Source organism: Faecalibacterium prausnitzii (genome assembly GCF_003287405.1).
Taxonomy (GTDB): domain Bacteria; phylum Bacillota; class Clostridia; order Oscillospirales; family Ruminococcaceae; genus Faecalibacterium; species Faecalibacterium intestinale.
This window is the reverse complement of sequence record NZ_PRLD01000005.1, coordinates 86,721-102,322: the sequence shown is the minus strand read 5'-3', so window position 1 is coordinate 102,322 and position 15,602 is coordinate 86,721. Positions and strand designations below refer to the sequence as shown.

At 59.6% G+C, this 15,602-nt stretch carries 15 protein-coding genes and 3 tRNA genes; 10 read left to right on the top strand and 8 right to left on the bottom strand.

What is annotated here, in order from left to right; translation table 11 throughout:
* The first annotated feature begins 187 nt into the window (after nucleotides 1-187).
* From C4N24_RS06665 to cysS, 5 genes are all read left to right on the top strand, one after another.
* Nucleotides 188-1,225 carry a lysylphosphatidylglycerol synthase transmembrane domain-containing protein gene (locus tag C4N24_RS06665; protein ID WP_112090794.1) on the top strand — a complete coding sequence of 346 codons (1,038 nt, stop codon included), beginning with the start codon at nucleotides 188-190 and terminating at the stop codon, nucleotides 1,223-1,225.
* A gap of 4 nt (nucleotides 1,226-1,229) precedes the next feature.
* Nucleotides 1,230-1,685, top strand: a complete 456-nt coding sequence (locus tag C4N24_RS06660) for a hypothetical protein (protein WP_112090793.1) — start codon at nucleotides 1,230-1,232, stop codon at nucleotides 1,683-1,685.
* Between the two features lie 902 nt (nucleotides 1,686-2,587).
* Nucleotides 2,588-4,840 carry a formate C-acetyltransferase gene (pflB, locus tag C4N24_RS06650; RefSeq protein ID WP_112090791.1) on the top strand — a complete coding sequence of 751 codons (2,253 nt, stop codon included), beginning with the start codon at nucleotides 2,588-2,590 and terminating at the stop codon, nucleotides 4,838-4,840.
* Complete coding sequence (gene pflA / locus C4N24_RS06645) at nucleotides 4,827-5,579, top strand: pyruvate formate-lyase-activating protein (RefSeq protein WP_112090790.1); 753 nt, start codon at nucleotides 4,827-4,829, stop codon at nucleotides 5,577-5,579. Before pflB ends, pflA begins: the two co-directional genes overlap by 14 nt.
* A gap of 570 nt (nucleotides 5,580-6,149) precedes the next feature.
* Entirely contained in the window at nucleotides 6,150-7,547 is a 1,398-nt protein-coding gene (cysS, locus tag C4N24_RS06640; RefSeq protein ID WP_005922944.1) for a cysteine--tRNA ligase, read from the top strand.
* A gap of 87 nt (nucleotides 7,548-7,634) precedes the next feature.
* On the opposite strand, the gene nifU is transcribed toward cysS, so the two are convergent.
* The 4 genes from nifU to C4N24_RS06620 all read right to left on the bottom strand — a co-directional run bounded on the left by nifU (nucleotide 7,635) and on the right by C4N24_RS06620 (nucleotide 10,538).
* Entirely contained in the window at nucleotides 7,635-8,078 is a 444-nt protein-coding gene (gene nifU / locus C4N24_RS06635; protein WP_005922938.1) for a Fe-S cluster assembly scaffold protein NifU, read from the bottom strand.
* 2 nt (nucleotides 8,079-8,080) lie between these two features.
* A complete protein-coding gene (locus C4N24_RS06630; RefSeq protein ID WP_112090789.1) occupies nucleotides 8,081-9,298 on the bottom strand; it encodes a cysteine desulfurase family protein in 1,218 nt (405 codons plus the stop codon).
* A 174-nt stretch (nucleotides 9,299-9,472) separates the two neighbouring features.
* Complete coding sequence (locus C4N24_RS06625) at nucleotides 9,473-9,904, bottom strand: hypothetical protein (RefSeq protein WP_112090788.1); 432 nt, start codon at nucleotides 9,902-9,904, stop codon at nucleotides 9,473-9,475.
* Between the two features lie 310 nt (nucleotides 9,905-10,214).
* A complete protein-coding gene (locus C4N24_RS06620) occupies nucleotides 10,215-10,538 on the bottom strand; it encodes a rhodanese-like domain-containing protein (protein WP_112090787.1) in 324 nt (107 codons plus the stop codon).
* A 132-nt stretch (nucleotides 10,539-10,670) separates the two neighbouring features.
* Between C4N24_RS06620 and C4N24_RS06615 the strand changes: the two genes are divergently transcribed.
* The 4 genes from C4N24_RS06615 to C4N24_RS06600 all read left to right on the top strand — a co-directional run bounded on the left by C4N24_RS06615 (nucleotide 10,671) and on the right by C4N24_RS06600 (nucleotide 11,741).
* On the top strand, nucleotides 10,671-11,141 hold the full coding sequence (locus C4N24_RS06615; RefSeq protein ID WP_097782970.1) for an RrF2 family transcriptional regulator: 471 nt from the start codon (nucleotides 10,671-10,673) through the stop codon (nucleotides 11,139-11,141).
* Between the two features lie 67 nt (nucleotides 11,142-11,208).
* Nucleotides 11,209-11,284: transfer RNA gene (locus C4N24_RS06610), tRNA-Trp, on the top strand.
* 301 nt (nucleotides 11,285-11,585) lie between these two features.
* A tRNA-Asp gene (locus tag C4N24_RS06605) sits at nucleotides 11,586-11,662 on the top strand.
* A gap of 3 nt (nucleotides 11,663-11,665) precedes the next feature.
* A tRNA-Thr gene (locus C4N24_RS06600) sits at nucleotides 11,666-11,741 on the top strand.
* Between the two features lie 100 nt (nucleotides 11,742-11,841).
* Here the strand turns inward: C4N24_RS06600 and C4N24_RS06595 are convergent.
* The 4 genes from C4N24_RS06595 to C4N24_RS06580 are packed head-to-tail and all read right to left on the bottom strand — an operon-like array spanning nucleotide 11,842 to nucleotide 14,467.
* Nucleotides 11,842-12,693, bottom strand: a complete 852-nt coding sequence (locus C4N24_RS06595; protein ID WP_242983206.1) for a hypothetical protein — start codon at nucleotides 12,691-12,693, stop codon at nucleotides 11,842-11,844.
* Nucleotides 12,677-13,402: a hypothetical protein gene (locus tag C4N24_RS06590; RefSeq protein ID WP_112090785.1), complete on the bottom strand. Its 726-nt coding sequence runs from the start codon at nucleotides 13,400-13,402 to the stop codon at nucleotides 12,677-12,679. Before C4N24_RS06590 ends, C4N24_RS06595 begins: the two co-directional genes overlap by 17 nt.
* Before the next feature lie 11 nt (nucleotides 13,403-13,413).
* A complete protein-coding gene (locus C4N24_RS06585; protein ID WP_112090784.1) occupies nucleotides 13,414-13,935 on the bottom strand; it encodes a hypothetical protein in 522 nt (173 codons plus the stop codon).
* Complete coding sequence (locus tag C4N24_RS06580; protein ID WP_242983205.1) at nucleotides 13,922-14,467, bottom strand: RNA polymerase sigma factor; 546 nt, start codon at nucleotides 14,465-14,467, stop codon at nucleotides 13,922-13,924. The genes C4N24_RS06585 and C4N24_RS06580 overlap by 14 nt, the downstream gene beginning before the upstream one ends.
* Nucleotides 14,468-14,639: 172 nt before the next feature.
* On the opposite strand from C4N24_RS06580, the gene C4N24_RS06575 reads away from it, so the two are divergent.
* Nucleotides 14,640-15,602 (top strand): biotin--[acetyl-CoA-carboxylase] ligase, encoded by a 963-nt coding sequence (locus C4N24_RS06575; protein ID WP_112090782.1) that lies wholly within the window; start codon nucleotides 14,640-14,642, stop codon nucleotides 15,600-15,602.

Here is a 15,602-nt window from a genome sequence, read left to right as displayed (position 1 = left end):
AAAAAAACAAAAAGGATCGCTGCACCTTATGGGTACAGCGATCCTTTTTTCATGCCGCAGCCGGGTCCTTCCTTTTTATCAAATCCCCCAAATTGCCCAACAAAGTTCCGCTTCCGTTCACAAAGGGCGGCGGGAGATGTGCTATACTGATTCCAGAATTTCCGGTTATGAAAGGAGTTTTGTTTCCATGAGCCAAGCCGCCGCGCAGCAGCCCTCCCGCAAAAAGACCGTGATCTCTCTGCTGGTGCTGCTGGCACTTACCTGCATCATCGTGTTCACTTTTAAGGATCACTGGGCCGAGATCACCACGGCGCTGGCACAGCTGTCGGTGTGGCAGGTGCTGGCGGTGCTGGCGGTCGGCATCAGCTACCCCCTGCTGGAAGGGTGCGTGGCGTGGGTCATCGTGCGCAGCCGTCTGCCGCAGTTCACCCTGCGGCAGGGGCTGGATGTAGGCTGGTGCGGCACCTTTGGCAACGTGGTCACGCTGGGTGCCGGTGCGGTGCCGGTGCAGCTGTACTACCTGCACAAGGTCGGGCTGCCGCTGGGCCCCGGCGCAGGACTGATGACGCTGGAATACGTTTTCCACAAGAGCACGGTGCTTTTGTACGCCACCGTGATGCTGCTGTTGCAGCGCCGCTGGCTTGCCGCCAACACCACTGGTGTCATGCGCTATCTGCCCATGGCATACGCTGTGGTAGCGGTAATTATCGTGGCGCTGGTGCTGCTGTGCGTCTCGCCGCTGGTGCAGAACCTCGCCCGCTGGCTGCTGGGCTTTTTGCCCAAGACCGAAAAGTGGCAGCAGCGCCGCGCCGACTGGCTGGAACAGCTGGAGGTGCTGGGCACCGAGAGCCGCCGCCTGCTGGCAGATAAGCCCCGCTGCCTGAAAATTTTTGCCCTGCAGGCGCTCAAGCTGTTCGGGCTGTTCTGCCTGCCCTACCTGTGCATCCGGTTCATGGGGCTTTCGCCGCTGGGCTTCTGGCAGGTGCAGCTGCTCACCAGCCTGATGCTCTTCGTCTCCAACGCCCTGCCCAACGTAGCCGGGATGGGTTCCATCGAAACCGCCTTTCTGCTGGTGTTCGGCAGCTTTCTGGAACGGGGCGAGGTGATGAGCGTGCTGATGCTCTACCGCATCGCCAGCTATTATGTGGTATTTGCCGCCAGTGCCGTGGGCTTCTTCATCGCTCAGCGGCATCTGGCGCAAATGGAGCCGCCAAAGGAGGGGTGAGCAGATGAAAAGCTTCCACATTCCCCGCACCGCTTTATTTTTTATCCTGTTTGCACTGGCAGCTTTTGCGGTGCTTTACCATCCCATCGACCTGAAAGCACTGGTACGCGCCAGCTCGCAGGGCACGCTCCGCACCGAGGAAGTGGCGCATTTTGGCAGCACAAACGACATGGACTATCACCTCCTCTCCATGGACAGCGAAGAGTTCCAACAAACGGCAGAATTGCTTTCCACCGTCTCCTGCCGCAAAAAGCTGAACCAGAACTATTCTGCCTACACCCACGATACCTTCCCGGTGCAGTCGGTCACCGTCAGCTTTTATGACGATGCCGAAAACCAGAAGTTTCTGCTGACGGTGTACTCCGACGGCGTGTGCATCCTGAACAGCGCCTATGTCAGCGTAAAATACCCCGGCGGCGCAGCGCAGCTGTATGAACAGCTGGCGGGGATGGGGCAGTAAAAAATGATTTTGAATGCCCTCCGCTTATCGGGTTGCGGCACCCAGCATCCGCATCGTGCCTTGGGCGGCACTCGCGTCTTGCTGGCCGCTGCCCCAACAACTCCTCCCTGTTTCCGCCGCTGGCGGCGGTCGTCGTCGTTGCGCTCTGGGCATATTCAGCGGAAAGAATATTTTATAATTTGCAGTTCGGGAAAATCTGCGGATTTTCCCGAACTGCCTTTTCACGGGTGGGGTCGTAAAGGCAGATGGCATATTTGTCCTTTTCCCTGCGCTCTCCTCTGTGAAAGCCAGATTCAGAAACGCCCGCAGGCGTTTCTTCACAAAAACAAAAATCGGGGCGTGCAGGTGGTCAAGCTGCACGTCCCGTTTTTGTTTTCTTTGCGTCGGCTGTGGTACCAAACACAGCCGGTGCCGCGCCGGAAGCAGCAGAGCAAACCGTGCTGCCGCTTCCCGTAGAAAAGAGAAAGGAATGGAGGAATGGAGCGGAGCGCTTGCAGACGCTCCTTTTTTCTGGTGCAACGTGGTTAGAATTAGCTAACCACCGCTGCGAGAACAGGATACCACAGACGGTTAGTCTTGTCAACCCTTAATTTGCAAATTTTTTCGCAAATTGTATGCACCGCCGGGGTTTCGGCGGTTTTTCTACATTCTGCCCAAAGAATAGCCTTTCCGCTGGAAGAAAACCCACTTGTTTTCTATTGCTTTTTAAAACGGTTCTTGCTATTATAGTAACGCAAGATTTTGTGGGCAGGTTTTTATTTTTGTCTACACCTTGTAGTAAGGGCTGCCGCAGTCGGCAGCGCAAGACCGTTTCGCCCCCAGAAAACCGCCCAGACAGAGCGGTTTTTCAAAGGCTCATTAGTTAGAAAACGCTAACTGCGTAATGGAGCAAGGAGGTTCCAATGATCCAGTTTGAACAGTGGGAAGGCTTTGAAGGCCGCATCTGGAAGGAAGAGGTCAATGTGCGTGACTTCATCCAGAAAAACTACACCCCCTATGACGGCGACGAAAGCTTTCTGGCAGGCCCCACCGAGGCTACCGATAAGCTTTGGGGTGCTTTGCAGCAGCTGCAGAAGGCCGAGCGCGCCAAGGGCGGCGTGCTGGATATGGAGACCGAGGTGGTCAGCAGCCTGACCTCCTACGGCCCCGGCTATATTGACGAAAACCTGAAGGATCTGGAGCAGATCGTTGGCTTACAGACCGACAAGCCCCTCAAGCGCGCCTTTATGCCCTACGGCGGCATCAAGATGGCAGAGCAGGCCTGCACCACCTACGGCTACCAGCCCTCTGCCGAGCTGCACAAGATCTTTACCGACTACACCCGCACCCACAATCAGGCCGTGTTCGATGCCTACACCCCCGAGATGAAGAAGGCACGCCACACCCACATCATCACCGGTCTGCCAGATACCTATGGCCGCGGCCGCATCGTGGGTGACTACCGCCGCGTTGCCCTGTACGGCATCGACGCCCTGATCCAGTTCAAGCAGGAGGATCTTGCCAACTGCGGCGACGGCACCATGACCGATGACGTCATCCGTCTGCGCGAGGAGATCGCCCGCCAGATCAGCGCCCTGAAGGGCATGAAGAAGATGGCCGAAGCCTACGGCTACGACATCTCCCAGCCCGCCAAGGACGCCAAGGAAGCCTGCCAGTGGCTGTACTTCGGCTATCTGGCCGCCATCAAGACCCAGAACGGCGCCGCCATGAGCGTGGGCCGCATCTCCACCTTCCTTGACATTTATATCCAGCGTGATCTGGACAAGGGCATCCTGACCGAAAGTCAGGCACAGGAGCTCATCGACCACATGGTCATGAAGTTCCGCATGGTCAAGTTCGCCCGCATTCCCAGCTACAACCAGCTGTTCTCCGGCGACCCCGTGTGGGCAACGCTGGAGGTGGGCGGCATCGGCATGGACGGCCGCAGCATGGTCACCAAGAACTGCTACCGCTTCCTGCACACGCTGGAGAACATGGGCCCCGCACCGGAGCCCAACCTGACCGTGCTGTACTCCTCTGCCCTGCCGGAGGCCTTTAAGAAGTACGCCGCCAAGGTGTCCGTCAACACCAGCAGCGTCCAGTACGAGAACGACGATGTGATGAAGCCCGTCTGGGGCGATGATTACTCCATCTGCTGCTGCGTGTCTGCCACCCAGACCGGCAAGGAGATGCAGTTCTTCGGCGCACGCGCCAACCTTGCCAAGTGCCTGCTGTACGCCATCAACGGCGGCGTGGACGAGAAGAGCCACGAGCAGTGCGGCCCCAACTACGCCCCCATCACCAGCGAGTACCTGACCTATGACGAGGTGCTGCCCAAGTATGTGCAGATGCTGGACTGGCTGGCCGGGCTGTACGTCAACGTGCTGAACCTCATCCAGTATATGCACGACAAGTACTACTACGAGGAAGCCGAGATGGCACTCATCGACACCGATGTGCGCCGCACCTTTGCCACCGGCATTGCAGGCTTCTCCCACGTGATTGACTCCCTGAGCGCCATCAAGTACGCCAAGGTGAAGGTGGTGCGCGATGAAAACGGCCTTGCCACCGGCTTTGAGATTGAGGGCGACTTCCCCAAGTACGGCAACGATGACGACCGCGCCGACGAGATCGGCGTGTGGCTGCTCAAGACCTTCCTTGAGATGATCAAGAAGCGCCACACCTACCGCAACTCCGAGGCTACCACCTCCATCCTGACCATCACCTCCAACGTGGTGTACGGCAAGTACACCGGCGCTCTGCCGGACGGCCGCGCCGCCTTTACCCCGTTTGCCCCCGGCGCTACCCCCAGCTACGGTGCAGAGCAGAACGGTCTGCTGGCCTCGCTGAACTCGGTGGCAAAGCTGCCCTACCACTGGGCACTGGACGGCATCTCCAACACCCAGACCATCAACCCCGAGGCACTGGGTCACAGCGAGGACGAGCGCGTGGAGAATCTGGTGCAGGTACTGGACGGCTACTTTGATCAGGGCGCACACCACCTGAACGTGAACGTCTTTGGCAAGGAGAAGCTGCTGGACGCCATGGAGCACCCCGAGAAGGAAGAGTACGCCAACTTCACCATCCGCGTTTCCGGCTACGCCGTCAAGTTCATTGACCTGACCCGTGAGCAGCAGCTGGACGTGCTGGCCCGTACCTGCCATGGCGTCCTGTAAGACCCTTGGGTACGTCCACTCGCTGGAATCCTTCGGCTCGGTGGACGGCCCCGGCGTGCGCTTTGTGGTGTTTTTGCAGGGGTGTGCCCTGCGGTGCAAGTACTGCCACAACCCCGAAACATGGGCAGAGGGCGGCGAGGAATGGACGGCGGAAGCGCTGTTCCAGCGGGTATACCGCTACCGCAACTACTGGGGCAAAAAGGGCGGCATCACGGTCAGCGGCGGCGAGCCACTGCGGCAGCTGGACTTTCTGACCGAGTTCTTCACGCTGGCGCGCGCCAAGGGCGTGCACACGGCGCTGGACACCGCCGGGCAGCCCTTCCGCCCGGATGACCCGGCGTATCTGGCGGCGTTCGACCGTCTGATGGCTAACACCAATCTGGTGATCCTCGACCTCAAGGAGATCGACCCGGAGCGCCACCGGCAGCTCACCGGCAAAGACAACGCCAACATTCTTGCCATGGCGCGCCGCATCTCCGACCTCGGCATCCCGCTGTGGGTGCGGCACGTCCTTGTGCCCGGTCTGACCGACGACGAGGAGGGTCTGCGCAAAACAGCAGACTTTATCCGCAGCCTGAAAACGGTGCAGCGGGTGGAGGTGCTGCCCTACCACACCTTAGGGCTGTTCAAGTGGCAGAAACTGGGCATTTCCTACCCCCTGCCGGACGCAGTACCGCCCACCGCAGAGCAGGTAAAGCGGGCAGAAGAACTGCTGGAAGTGAGCCGGTATCCCGGGTAAAGAAAGACGATTTTAATTGCGCTCCGCTTCGCTCTGCGCAAGTTCAGCGGAAAGAATATCTATGATTTCGGACTCCCGGAGCGTCTGCGGACGCTCCGGGAGTCCATTTTCACGGGAAGGGTCGCAGCGGTAAGCGACATTTGCAGCGCCGCTTCCTTCGGAAGTGCGGCGCTGCGGAAAAATCTTGCGATGCCGTTTGCCTTTACAGCCCCTCCCGGTTCTTCGTTCCCTCCTTGACTTCCCTGTGCCGCACCGCTATAATAAAAGGGTAAAAGGATAAATGCGTTTATCCGGGCAGAGTAGCGCCGCACACCGTCTGCGCAGAGAGAACAGGCCGCTGGCTGGAAGCCTGTTTGCAGACCGCTGCGCAAAGTGCGCCCGGACAGCACGCGGCGGGAACCCCTGCGGGGAAGTATCGCCGTGCGGTGCGCCGCCGTTACCGGCTTTGAGCGACAAACAGAAGTGGAACCGCGATTTTGATTTTAAAACCGCCTTCGGAGCTGTGCCCTGTGCACTGCTCCGGGGGCGTTTTTTTGCGGCTTCTGTTTGGAACAAAAAGGAGAATTGACCATGCAGATCTTCAACACCCTGACCCGACAGAAGGAAGAATTTGTGCCGCAGGTGCCCGGCGAGTACCGCATCTACGTCTGCGGCCCTACCGTGTACAACTATATCCACATCGGCAACGCACGCCCGCTGATCGTGTTCGACACCCTGCGCCGCTATCTGGAATACCGGGGCAACAAGGTGATCTACGTTTCCAACATCACCGATATCGACGATAAGCTCATCAAGAAGGGACAGGAAGAGGGCACCTCCATGAAGGAGGTGGCACAGCGCTTTGAGGCCGAGTACCTGAAGGATGCCGCCGGTCTGAACTGCGAAAAGCCCACTGTACAGCCCCGCGCCACCGAGCATATCCCCCAGATCCTGGATATCGTCAAGGATCTGATCGACTCCGGCCACGCCTACGTTGCCAAGAACGGCGATGTATACTTCCGGGTGAAGAGCGACCCCGGCTACGGCAAGCTGAGCCACCTGAATCTGGACGATCTGGAAAGCGGCAACCGCGAACTGCGCAGCCGCATGGAGGACGACCTGAAGGAGGACCCCGCCGACTTTGCCGTCTGGAAGGCCGCAAAGCCCGGTGAGCCCGCATGGGAAAGCCCCTACGGCATGGGCCGCCCGGGCTGGCACATCGAGTGCAGCGCCATGAGCCGCACCCATCTGGGCAAGACCATCGACCTGCACTGCGGCGGTCAGGATCTGATCTTCCCCCACCACGAAAACGAGATCGCCCAGAGCGAGTGCGCCAACGGCTGCGAGTTTGCCCGCTACTGGATGCACAACGGTTTCATCAACGTGGACAACCAGAAAATGTCCAAGAGCCTGCACAACTTCTTTACCGTGCGGGATGTGGCAAACCTCTACGGCTACGAGCCCATCCGCTATTTCATGCTGACCGCCGGCTACCGGATGCCCCTGAACTACACCGTGGACCTCATCGAAAGCTGCAAGAACAGTCTGGAGCGCCTGTACACCTGCCGCGAGAATCTGGACTTTGCCCTGAGCAAGACCGACTTCGGCACCGACGAGACTTTGAAAGAAAAGGCCGCCGAGGCACGCACCAAGTTCTGCACCGCCATGGACGACGACCTGAACACCCCGGATGCGCTTGCTGCCGTGTTTGATTTGGTCAAGGAGATCAACACCCTGTCCGCCGCTTCCAGCAAGGCTGCCCTGGAGACCGCAGCCGCCGCCTTTGACGAGATCACCGGCGTGCTGGGTCTGCTGTACAACCGCAAGAAGGACGAGGTGCCCGCCGAGGTGACCGAACTGGTGGAAAAGCGCGCTGCCGCCAAGAAGGCCAAGGACTGGGCCACCGCAGACGCCATCCGCGCACAGCTGACCGAGCTGGGCTGGGCTGTCAAGGACACCGCACAGGGTCCCCAGCTGAGCAAGCTGTAAAACTTAGCGCCGCAAGCGCGCTGTAACAAAAAAGAGGACGCCGCACGAAGCGGTGTCCTCTTTTTGCTGCTTATGATATTGTCAGGATCAGTGGCCGCAGCTCTCGCAGTGCTCACAATCCTCTTCCAGCTTGCCCACGATGGGTTCCGGGTCGATGCCCTGACGGCGGTAGTAGTCGGACAGAGCAGCCTTGACAGCCTGCTCCGCCAGAACAGAGCAGTGCACCTTGACCGGAGGCAGACCTTCCAGAGCCTCCACAACGGCCTTGTTGGTCAGCTTCAGCGCCTCGTCCACGGTCTTGCCCTTGATCAGGTCGGTGGCCATGCTGCTGGTGGCAATGGCTGCGCCGCAGCCAAAGGTGAGGAACTTAACGTCCACGATCACATTGTTCTCGATCTTCAGGTACATCCGCATGATGTCGCCGCACTTGGGGTTGCCCACTTCACCCACGCCGTTTGCGTCGGGCAGTTCACCTACGTTGTGCGGATTTGCGAAATGCTCCATGACCTTGGCACTATACATACTTGCCATAATTACTGCTCTCCCTTCAGGCTGAACTGGCGGGCCTTGTTCTGACCCTGCAGCCACATACAACTCATAGCGCGGCGGCGGGGGATGACCTCCTCCAGCACGTCACACAGATATTTTGCTTCCTCCATGGTGTTCTGCGGGCCAAAGGTGAACCGCATGGAACCGTGGCCGATCTCCTCCGGCAGGCCGATGCTCAGCAGCACATGGCTGGGGTCCAGACTGTCGGAGTTGCAGGCGGAGCCGGTAGAGGCGCAGATGCCGTGCATATCCAGATCCAGCAGGATGGTCTCGCCCTCCAGACCCGGGAAGCTGATGTTCACATTGTTGGGCAGACGGGGGCTGCGGCCGCCGTTCAGGCGGGCTTCCGGGATGTTCTTGAGGATGCGGTCGATGACGTAATCGCGCAGCTCGCTCTCGTGGGCCATGCGCTCATCCAGATGCGTGGTAGCCATTTCCAGTGCCTTGCCCATACCGGCAATACCGGCTACGTTCTCAGTACCGGCGCGGTGGCGGGCCTCCTGACTGCCGCCATCGATCAGGTTCTGGGGCCATACGCCCTTGCGGCAGTACAGTGCACCCATGCCCTTGGGGCCATTGAACTTGTGGGCGCTCATGGACAGCATATCCACGCCCAGCTCCTTCACATCCACAGGGATGGCACCCACAGCCTGCACGGCATCGGTGTGCATCCACACGCCATGCTTGTGGGCGATCTCGGCGATCTCCTTGATGGGCTGGATAGTGCCGATCTCGTTGTTGGCCATCATGATGCTGACCAGTGCGGTATCGGGACGGATGGCGGCTTCCACGTCCTCGGGGCGGATGTAGCCCTCGGAGGTGGGGCGGATATAGGTCACCTCAAAGCCTATGCGCTCCAGTGCAGCCATGCTGTGCATGATGGCGTGGTGCTCGAAAGCGCTGGTGATGAGGTGCTTTTTGTTCTGGCGTGCCTTGGTGAAGGCGGTGCCCTTTACGGCCCAGTTGTCGGCCTCGGAGCCGCAGCTGGTAAAGAAGAGCTCCGCCGGACTTGCATTGATGGCCTTTGCCACCTGCGCACGGCCGGTGTCCACGAATTCCTTGGCCTCGTAGCCCACACTGTAATGGCTGCTGGGGTTGCCGCAGGCACCGCTGAGCGCCTGCACCATTACCTCCAGCACCTCCGGTGCACAGGCTGTGGTGGCAGCATTATCTACATAAACCACTTTTTCTGTGTTTTCCATAAGAATGACCCTTTCTCATTGAATGCGTGTGCCACAGGGCGGCACCCCCGCACGCACGCGCGGAATCCTTTCAACGGATAAGTTATACCATATCATTCCCTAGTATGTCAATAGGAATACTGGAATTCCCGGTTCAAAAGCAATTTTTTGCGCCCGCAAAGCCGGAAAGAACCATTATTTGCCTTTTCCGGTCAGCTTGCCCAGCGCCACCTTCCACTTGGGGTAGCCCCAGCGCTTATCCTCGGCAAAGTCGTCTGCCAGCTTCCACGGGAACACCCCGCCGTCAAAGTACAGATTGCCGGCTTCGTCCACCCGGTCCAGCTTTTTGGGCAGATAGCTTTCGTCATAGTAGCTTTTGCGGCGGTCCGGCAGCACCCAGTGCAGGGTACCGTCCTCGTCCATGCCGGACGCCCACACGCCGAACACAAAGGTGGCAGCTTCGCCGTAGCAGTGCTGCTCAAAGCGGATAGCGCCATCATAGTAGAACTTGATGACCTCCAGCGTGCCGGATTCCTTTTTGCCGTCCCGACCTAAAGTAGGGCGGTAATCCTGCTGGTAACGGCAGCCGCAGTGGCTGCCCGCGAACTCTTTTGCATGGAACGACATGGCATGGTTTCCTTTCTGTTGTGGTTTTGCGCTTCTTATTATAATAAGCGGCTTTTTGGCGGGACGATTTGGAATATCCTCCGCTGCGCTCTGGATATTTTTAGCGGAATTGGATTTTTTATTTGAGCATCTGAAAAGCCTGCGGGCTTTTCAGATGCTCTTTTTCACGAGTGGAGGGCGCCGGTTTTCTAAGCCCCTTTTGTGAAAATGCGTTTGGAGCGGCCCGCAGGCCGCGACAAACGCGAAATAAAAATAAATTTTCCGCTATTTATGCCCAGAGCGTAAGCGGAGGGCATTTCAATGGTTTTCCTTAAAAATGCCCCTCAAAATCGCCCTCGATCTCGTAGGGCCAGCTTAAAATGCCGCCGAGGTCCCGCAGGTCGGTGTAGCCAAGGGCTTCCAGCTTCTGCACGGCATCGGCGCTGCGGCGTCCGGTGCGGCAGTACACCAGCCACAGGGCGTTTTTGTCCGGCAGCACCTCGGCGGCGCGGTCGGTGACCTGTCCCAGCGGCAGCAGCTTTGCCCCGGGGATGTGCCCCACGGCGTATTCGTCCGGCTCGCGCACATCCACAGCCACGGCCTTGCCGGAATCCAGCAGACGGATGGCGTCTGCGGCGGTGATCTTCTCTGTCATACTCTCACTCCTCAAAAATAGGTTCTGTTCCATCCTATGATAACAGACCTTTTTTGTTTGCACAAGAGGTTTCTCCTTTGCAAAATCCGAGTAACGTGCTATACTATGAAATACAGCAAGGAGAGGACGACCATGAAATTTTCCACCAAGAGCCGCTACGCCCTGCGCCTGATGGCGGAGCTGGCGCGCTATGCGCCGGGCACCACCGTCAGCCTGAAGGAGATCAGCGAACGGCAGAACCTGAGCCTGAAATATCTGGAGCAGATCGTCACCCCGCTGGCGCGGGTGGGGCTGGTCAAGAGCGAGCGGGGCAGTCAGGGCGGCTACCGCCTGACAAAAGACCCTGCCGACTACACCGCCGGCGAGATCCTGCGCGCCATCGAGGGCAGCGTAGCGCCCATTCCGTGCCTTGGCAGCGTGACCAACGAGTGCCCCATGTCCGAGCAGTGCTTCACCCTGCCGTTCTGGGCGGGGCTGGACGAGGTGATCAACCAGTATATCGACAGCGTCACACTGGAACAGCTGGCAAGCCAGCTGCCCGCACCGGATTCCGCCGCGCAGGAGAGCTGCTGCAGCTGCGGCGGCACAAAAAATGAGAAATAAGTAAAAATAAGGCTTGACATTCCCCTTTGCATCGGCTATAATAATCAAGCATTCAGCGAATGTATATAGGGGTATAGCTCAGCTGGTAGAGCAGCGGTCTCCAAAACCGCGTGCCGTGAGTTCGAAACTTACTACCCCTGCCATGACGCACAGGTTCTTCGGAACTTGTGCGTTTTGTTTTTAGTAAAACTCCCCCAGTCTCGCTGCGCTCGACAGCCCCCTCTAAGATGGGGCCTTTGGCGCGCCCGGAAACTTTACCGCCACCGCCAAAAGCCGTCCCCTTGGGGAAGGTGGCTGCGACCAAAGGGAGCAGACGGAAGGGGTCTTTACCCCCTTCTGCAAAAAATTGCATTTTCTGCAAATTTGTGCTTGACAACAGGCCGACTTTTCGATATAATAGAGCACGTTCCCGCGGTAAGACGCCGCACGAACTTGAGCGATCATGGCCCGGTAGCTCAGTTGGTTAGAGCACCAGCCTGTCACGCTGGGGGTCGTCGGTTCGAGCCCGATCCGGGTCGCCATTTGCTGCTATAGCTCAGTTGGTAGAGCGCATCCTTGGTAAGGATGAGGTCTCCAGTTCGAATCTGGATAGCAGCTCCAAAGGCAAACACCTCGAAGTCTTAGGACTTCGGGGTGTTTTTTGTTTATCCTTTCAGCCGCACCGCAAAAATACCGCCGCACAGCTGTGCGGCGGTATTTTTCATTCTTCCCCATCGGGGATATTTTCTGCGTCCAGCAGATACTCGGTCTCGGTCTGCTGCTCCATCTGCTGCACTGTCCAGTCCAGCTGCACAGCGCCGCTCAGGTCCAGCGAATAGTCCTCGGTGTACAGCAGACTGCCGGTGTTCAGGCTGCTTTCTGCCGGGCTGCGGGCATCCCATGTAAAGTGCAGCTTTTCCGGCGGCACGGTGCACTGCTTTGCCAGTGCGGTCAGGGTGTAGCAGTCCCGGGCAAAGGCGGCGGCGCTGTCGTAGGGGCCAAACAGCTCCACAGTCAAGGTCAGGCAGGTATCCCCGGCGGGCAGGGCGGCGGCCTGCTGCAACGTCTCGACCTGCGGGCCGCTCAGGTACAGCCAGCCGCTGATGTTCTGGATGGCGATGTCCTGCGCGTCTTGCTTGCAGGCGGAGTACAGTTCGTCAATGGCCTGTGCGCTCAGACGGTTCATCGTCTGCTGATTTTCGCCGCTCAACTCGTCCCATAGCATGGGCAGCATTGCCATGCAAAAGCAGCCCGCCATCAGCACCAGACAGACCAGCACGGACACAAAATCGTACTTCCAGCGGCCGGGGCGGGCGGCAAAAAACAGCACCTCGCACCCCAGCAGCACCAGCGCCACCGCCGGGGCAATTTTCAGGGTCAACTGCACATCAAAGCCCGGCACAAAGAAATACAGCAGAAAGAACACGCCCGCCGCAATGAGACACGCGCCCAAGGTCAGGCTGCCCACCCGGCGCAAGGGCTTTTCAGCGGGTCGTTTTTCTGCCGGTTTCTGCTCCGGCGCGGGCGCGCTGCCCGGCTGTGCCGTCAAGGGGGTCTTATTCTGCTCGGTCATCGTCATCCTCCGCAGGGGTTTCGTTCTGTTCTGCGTCGGTCACCGGCTCCCCCAGCAGTGCCGAAAGCTCCGGCATGGCAAAATGGGTATCCGTGTCTGCGGTGTCCTCTGCATCCTCAGCCTGCGGCGCAGCCGTGTAGGCGTGGAAATCCTCGGCTTCCTCAGTCTCCTCTTCAGGGAGCTGCTTGCCCTTTTTGTTTTTCGGGCCGCGCACCAGCCACATACCGCACACGATCAATGCCACGCAGACCACGATCTGCGGCAGGGCGTCCAGCATCAGGTAGATGGCGCGGAAAACCGGGTTATCCTGTCCCCAGCGCCACATCACATCGCCCAGCACCCGCATGATGATGTTGTTATAGAACACGATCGCGCCCAGCGCGATGAGCCCCCAGCCCACCAGCTTGTGGCTTTCGCCCATGAACTGGGTCATGCGGGCATCGTGCCAGTTAAAGTGCACCAGATAATCGTCCTCCGGGGCTTTTTCTGCCGCCAGCTGCGCGCGGAGGTTCAAGGTATCGAAAAAGCTGTACATATACACAACGATGCAGCCGACTACCAGTGCGTCCAGCCCCGTGGTGCTGCCTAGGATGATGAACAGGCAGAACATTGTGATGAGCGAGAGCCCCCGCTTCATATAGCCCTGATACATCTGCCCCGCACCGGGGATGCAGGCAAACAGCAGGGTCAGGATCCCGTTTTTCTTCATAATCAGTTCCCTCATTTCTCAGTGGTGTCTGCACTGTGGTGCAAAAGCGCATCCAGTGCATCGGATAGTTTCTCGGTCAGCTGTTTTTTGTCCTCTATGGGCTTGCCCAGCGGGGCGGTGGATGGCTGCGGGGCTTTGTGGTTCACCGGCTTGCCCAGCAGCTCCGGTTCGGTCTGCTGAGTAGTCTGCGGCAGCCATGTGTTCAGCTGCTGCCCGGTGTGCAGGATCTGTTCCAGCGTACCGGCACGCCACAGCGTCAGCGCCAGCACGGCGGCTACGGTCGCCACAGCGGCGCGTCCCCATGTGTTCTGCATCAGCCGTATCCAGATGGTGCCCATCACCGCGCCCCGGGCGGAGCGCGGCGGCTGTTCCAGCACATCATCGGTCAGCAGGGCGGTATAGCGGTCCATGCAGCGGTCGCAGTAGGCAAGGTGTTCGGCGGCTTCCAGCCGCTGCGTTTCGTCCAATTGCCCGCCGACCAGTGCCTGTAAGCCTTCCTCGCTCAGACAGCCTTTTGCGTCAAACAGTTCCATGTACGCTCCTCCTTTCACAGGGTACGCGGTCGTTTTGCAAGATCTGCTGCGCCAGCATCTTTTTGGCGCGGTAGACCTGTGCTTCCACCGTTTTGGGCGGTCGGCCGCACAGCCTTGCAGCTTCGGCCATGGTGTGCTGCTCCAGCAGCACCAGACGGCAGGGCGTGCAGTAGGGCTCACGCAGATTTAAGATCATCTCCGTAAGCTCCTCCTCGCCCAGCGCATCCAGCACCTGCTGTTCCGGCTGCATACCGGGCGGCGCGCCTTCCAGCGCCAGCACCTCGTCGCCGGGGGTGTTCATCTTGCGCACCCATGCGCTGCGCAGATAGTCCTTGGCTTTGTTGGCGGCGATGCGCGCCAGCCACTGCTTTTCAAAGCCGGGCGGGCAGCGGTCGATGGCCCGCCACGCCGCCAGAAAAGTCTCCTGCGTCAGGTCCTGCGCTTCCTGTACATCCGGTACCAGCTGGTGGCAGACCGTGTACACGAGCGCCTGATATTTCTGCACCATCGTGCTGAATTCCTGTGTTGTCAACGCGCTGCACGGCCTCCTTTCCGGTTCTGGATGCGGTGCTCTGCGCCGCCCTTCTGTCTTTAATACGAGGGAGCGGCGGCAGTTCCTGCAAAAAACTAAAATATTTTCAAACTTTTTCTTCTCCCACAGATATGGTACAATAGCAGTATAGCACACAGGGAGGATTTACGCCATGGCTTCTACCACCCGTCAGGCGCTTTTACAGGCGCTCAGCGCCGCCGAGGGCGCGTATATTTCCGGCCAGCAGCTGGCGCAGCAGCTGGGGGTCAGCCGCGCCGCCGTGCACAAGGCGGCGGCGGCGCTTACCGCGCAGGGCTATGCGCTGGAAGCCGTCTCCCGCCGGGGGTACCGTCTGCTGGGCGGCGACCCCTTCTGCGCCGAAGCGGTAGGCCCCTACCCTGCCCCGGTGCAGCTGTACGACACGCTGGAAAGCACCAACCGCACCGCAAAGCTGCTGGCGCTGGAAGGCGCTGCCCACGGCACGCTGGTGCTGGCGGGCGGGCAGACCGCCGGGCGCGGGCGGCTGGGACGCAGCTTTGCCAGCCCGGCGGGCAAAGGGGTGTACTGTTCGGTAGTGCTGCGCCCGCCGCTGCCTGCCGCCAACGCCCAGACCGCCACCATCGGCGCGGCGGTGGCGGTGTGCCGGGCGGTGCGGACGCTGTGCGGGCTGGAACTTGCCATCAAGTGGGTGAACGACCTGTATTACAAGGGCAAAAAGGTGTGCGGCATCCTGACCGAAGCCGGTACTGACCTTGAAAGCGGCCAGCTGGAATGGCTGGTGGTGGGCATTGGGCTGAATCTGACCGCCACGGCTGAGGACTTTCCCCCGGAGCTGACCGCCAAAGCAGGCAGCTTATACCCCGGCGGCCCTGCCCCGGTAAGCCGGGCGGCGCTGGCGGGTGCCATCGGGCGGGAGCTGTTAGCGCTGTGCCCGGGTTTTGAATGTCTGGACGAGTACCGCGCCCGCTGCTTTGTGCCCGGCCACTGGGTGACCGTGTGCACCGGCACCGAGACCTACGCCGCACAGGCGCTTTCTATCGACGGCACCGGGCGGCTGGTGGTGCAGCGGGAGGGCGGCCGCATCGAAGCGCTGCGCTGCGGCGAAGTGACTATCCGTCCTACCAAAACAGATTGA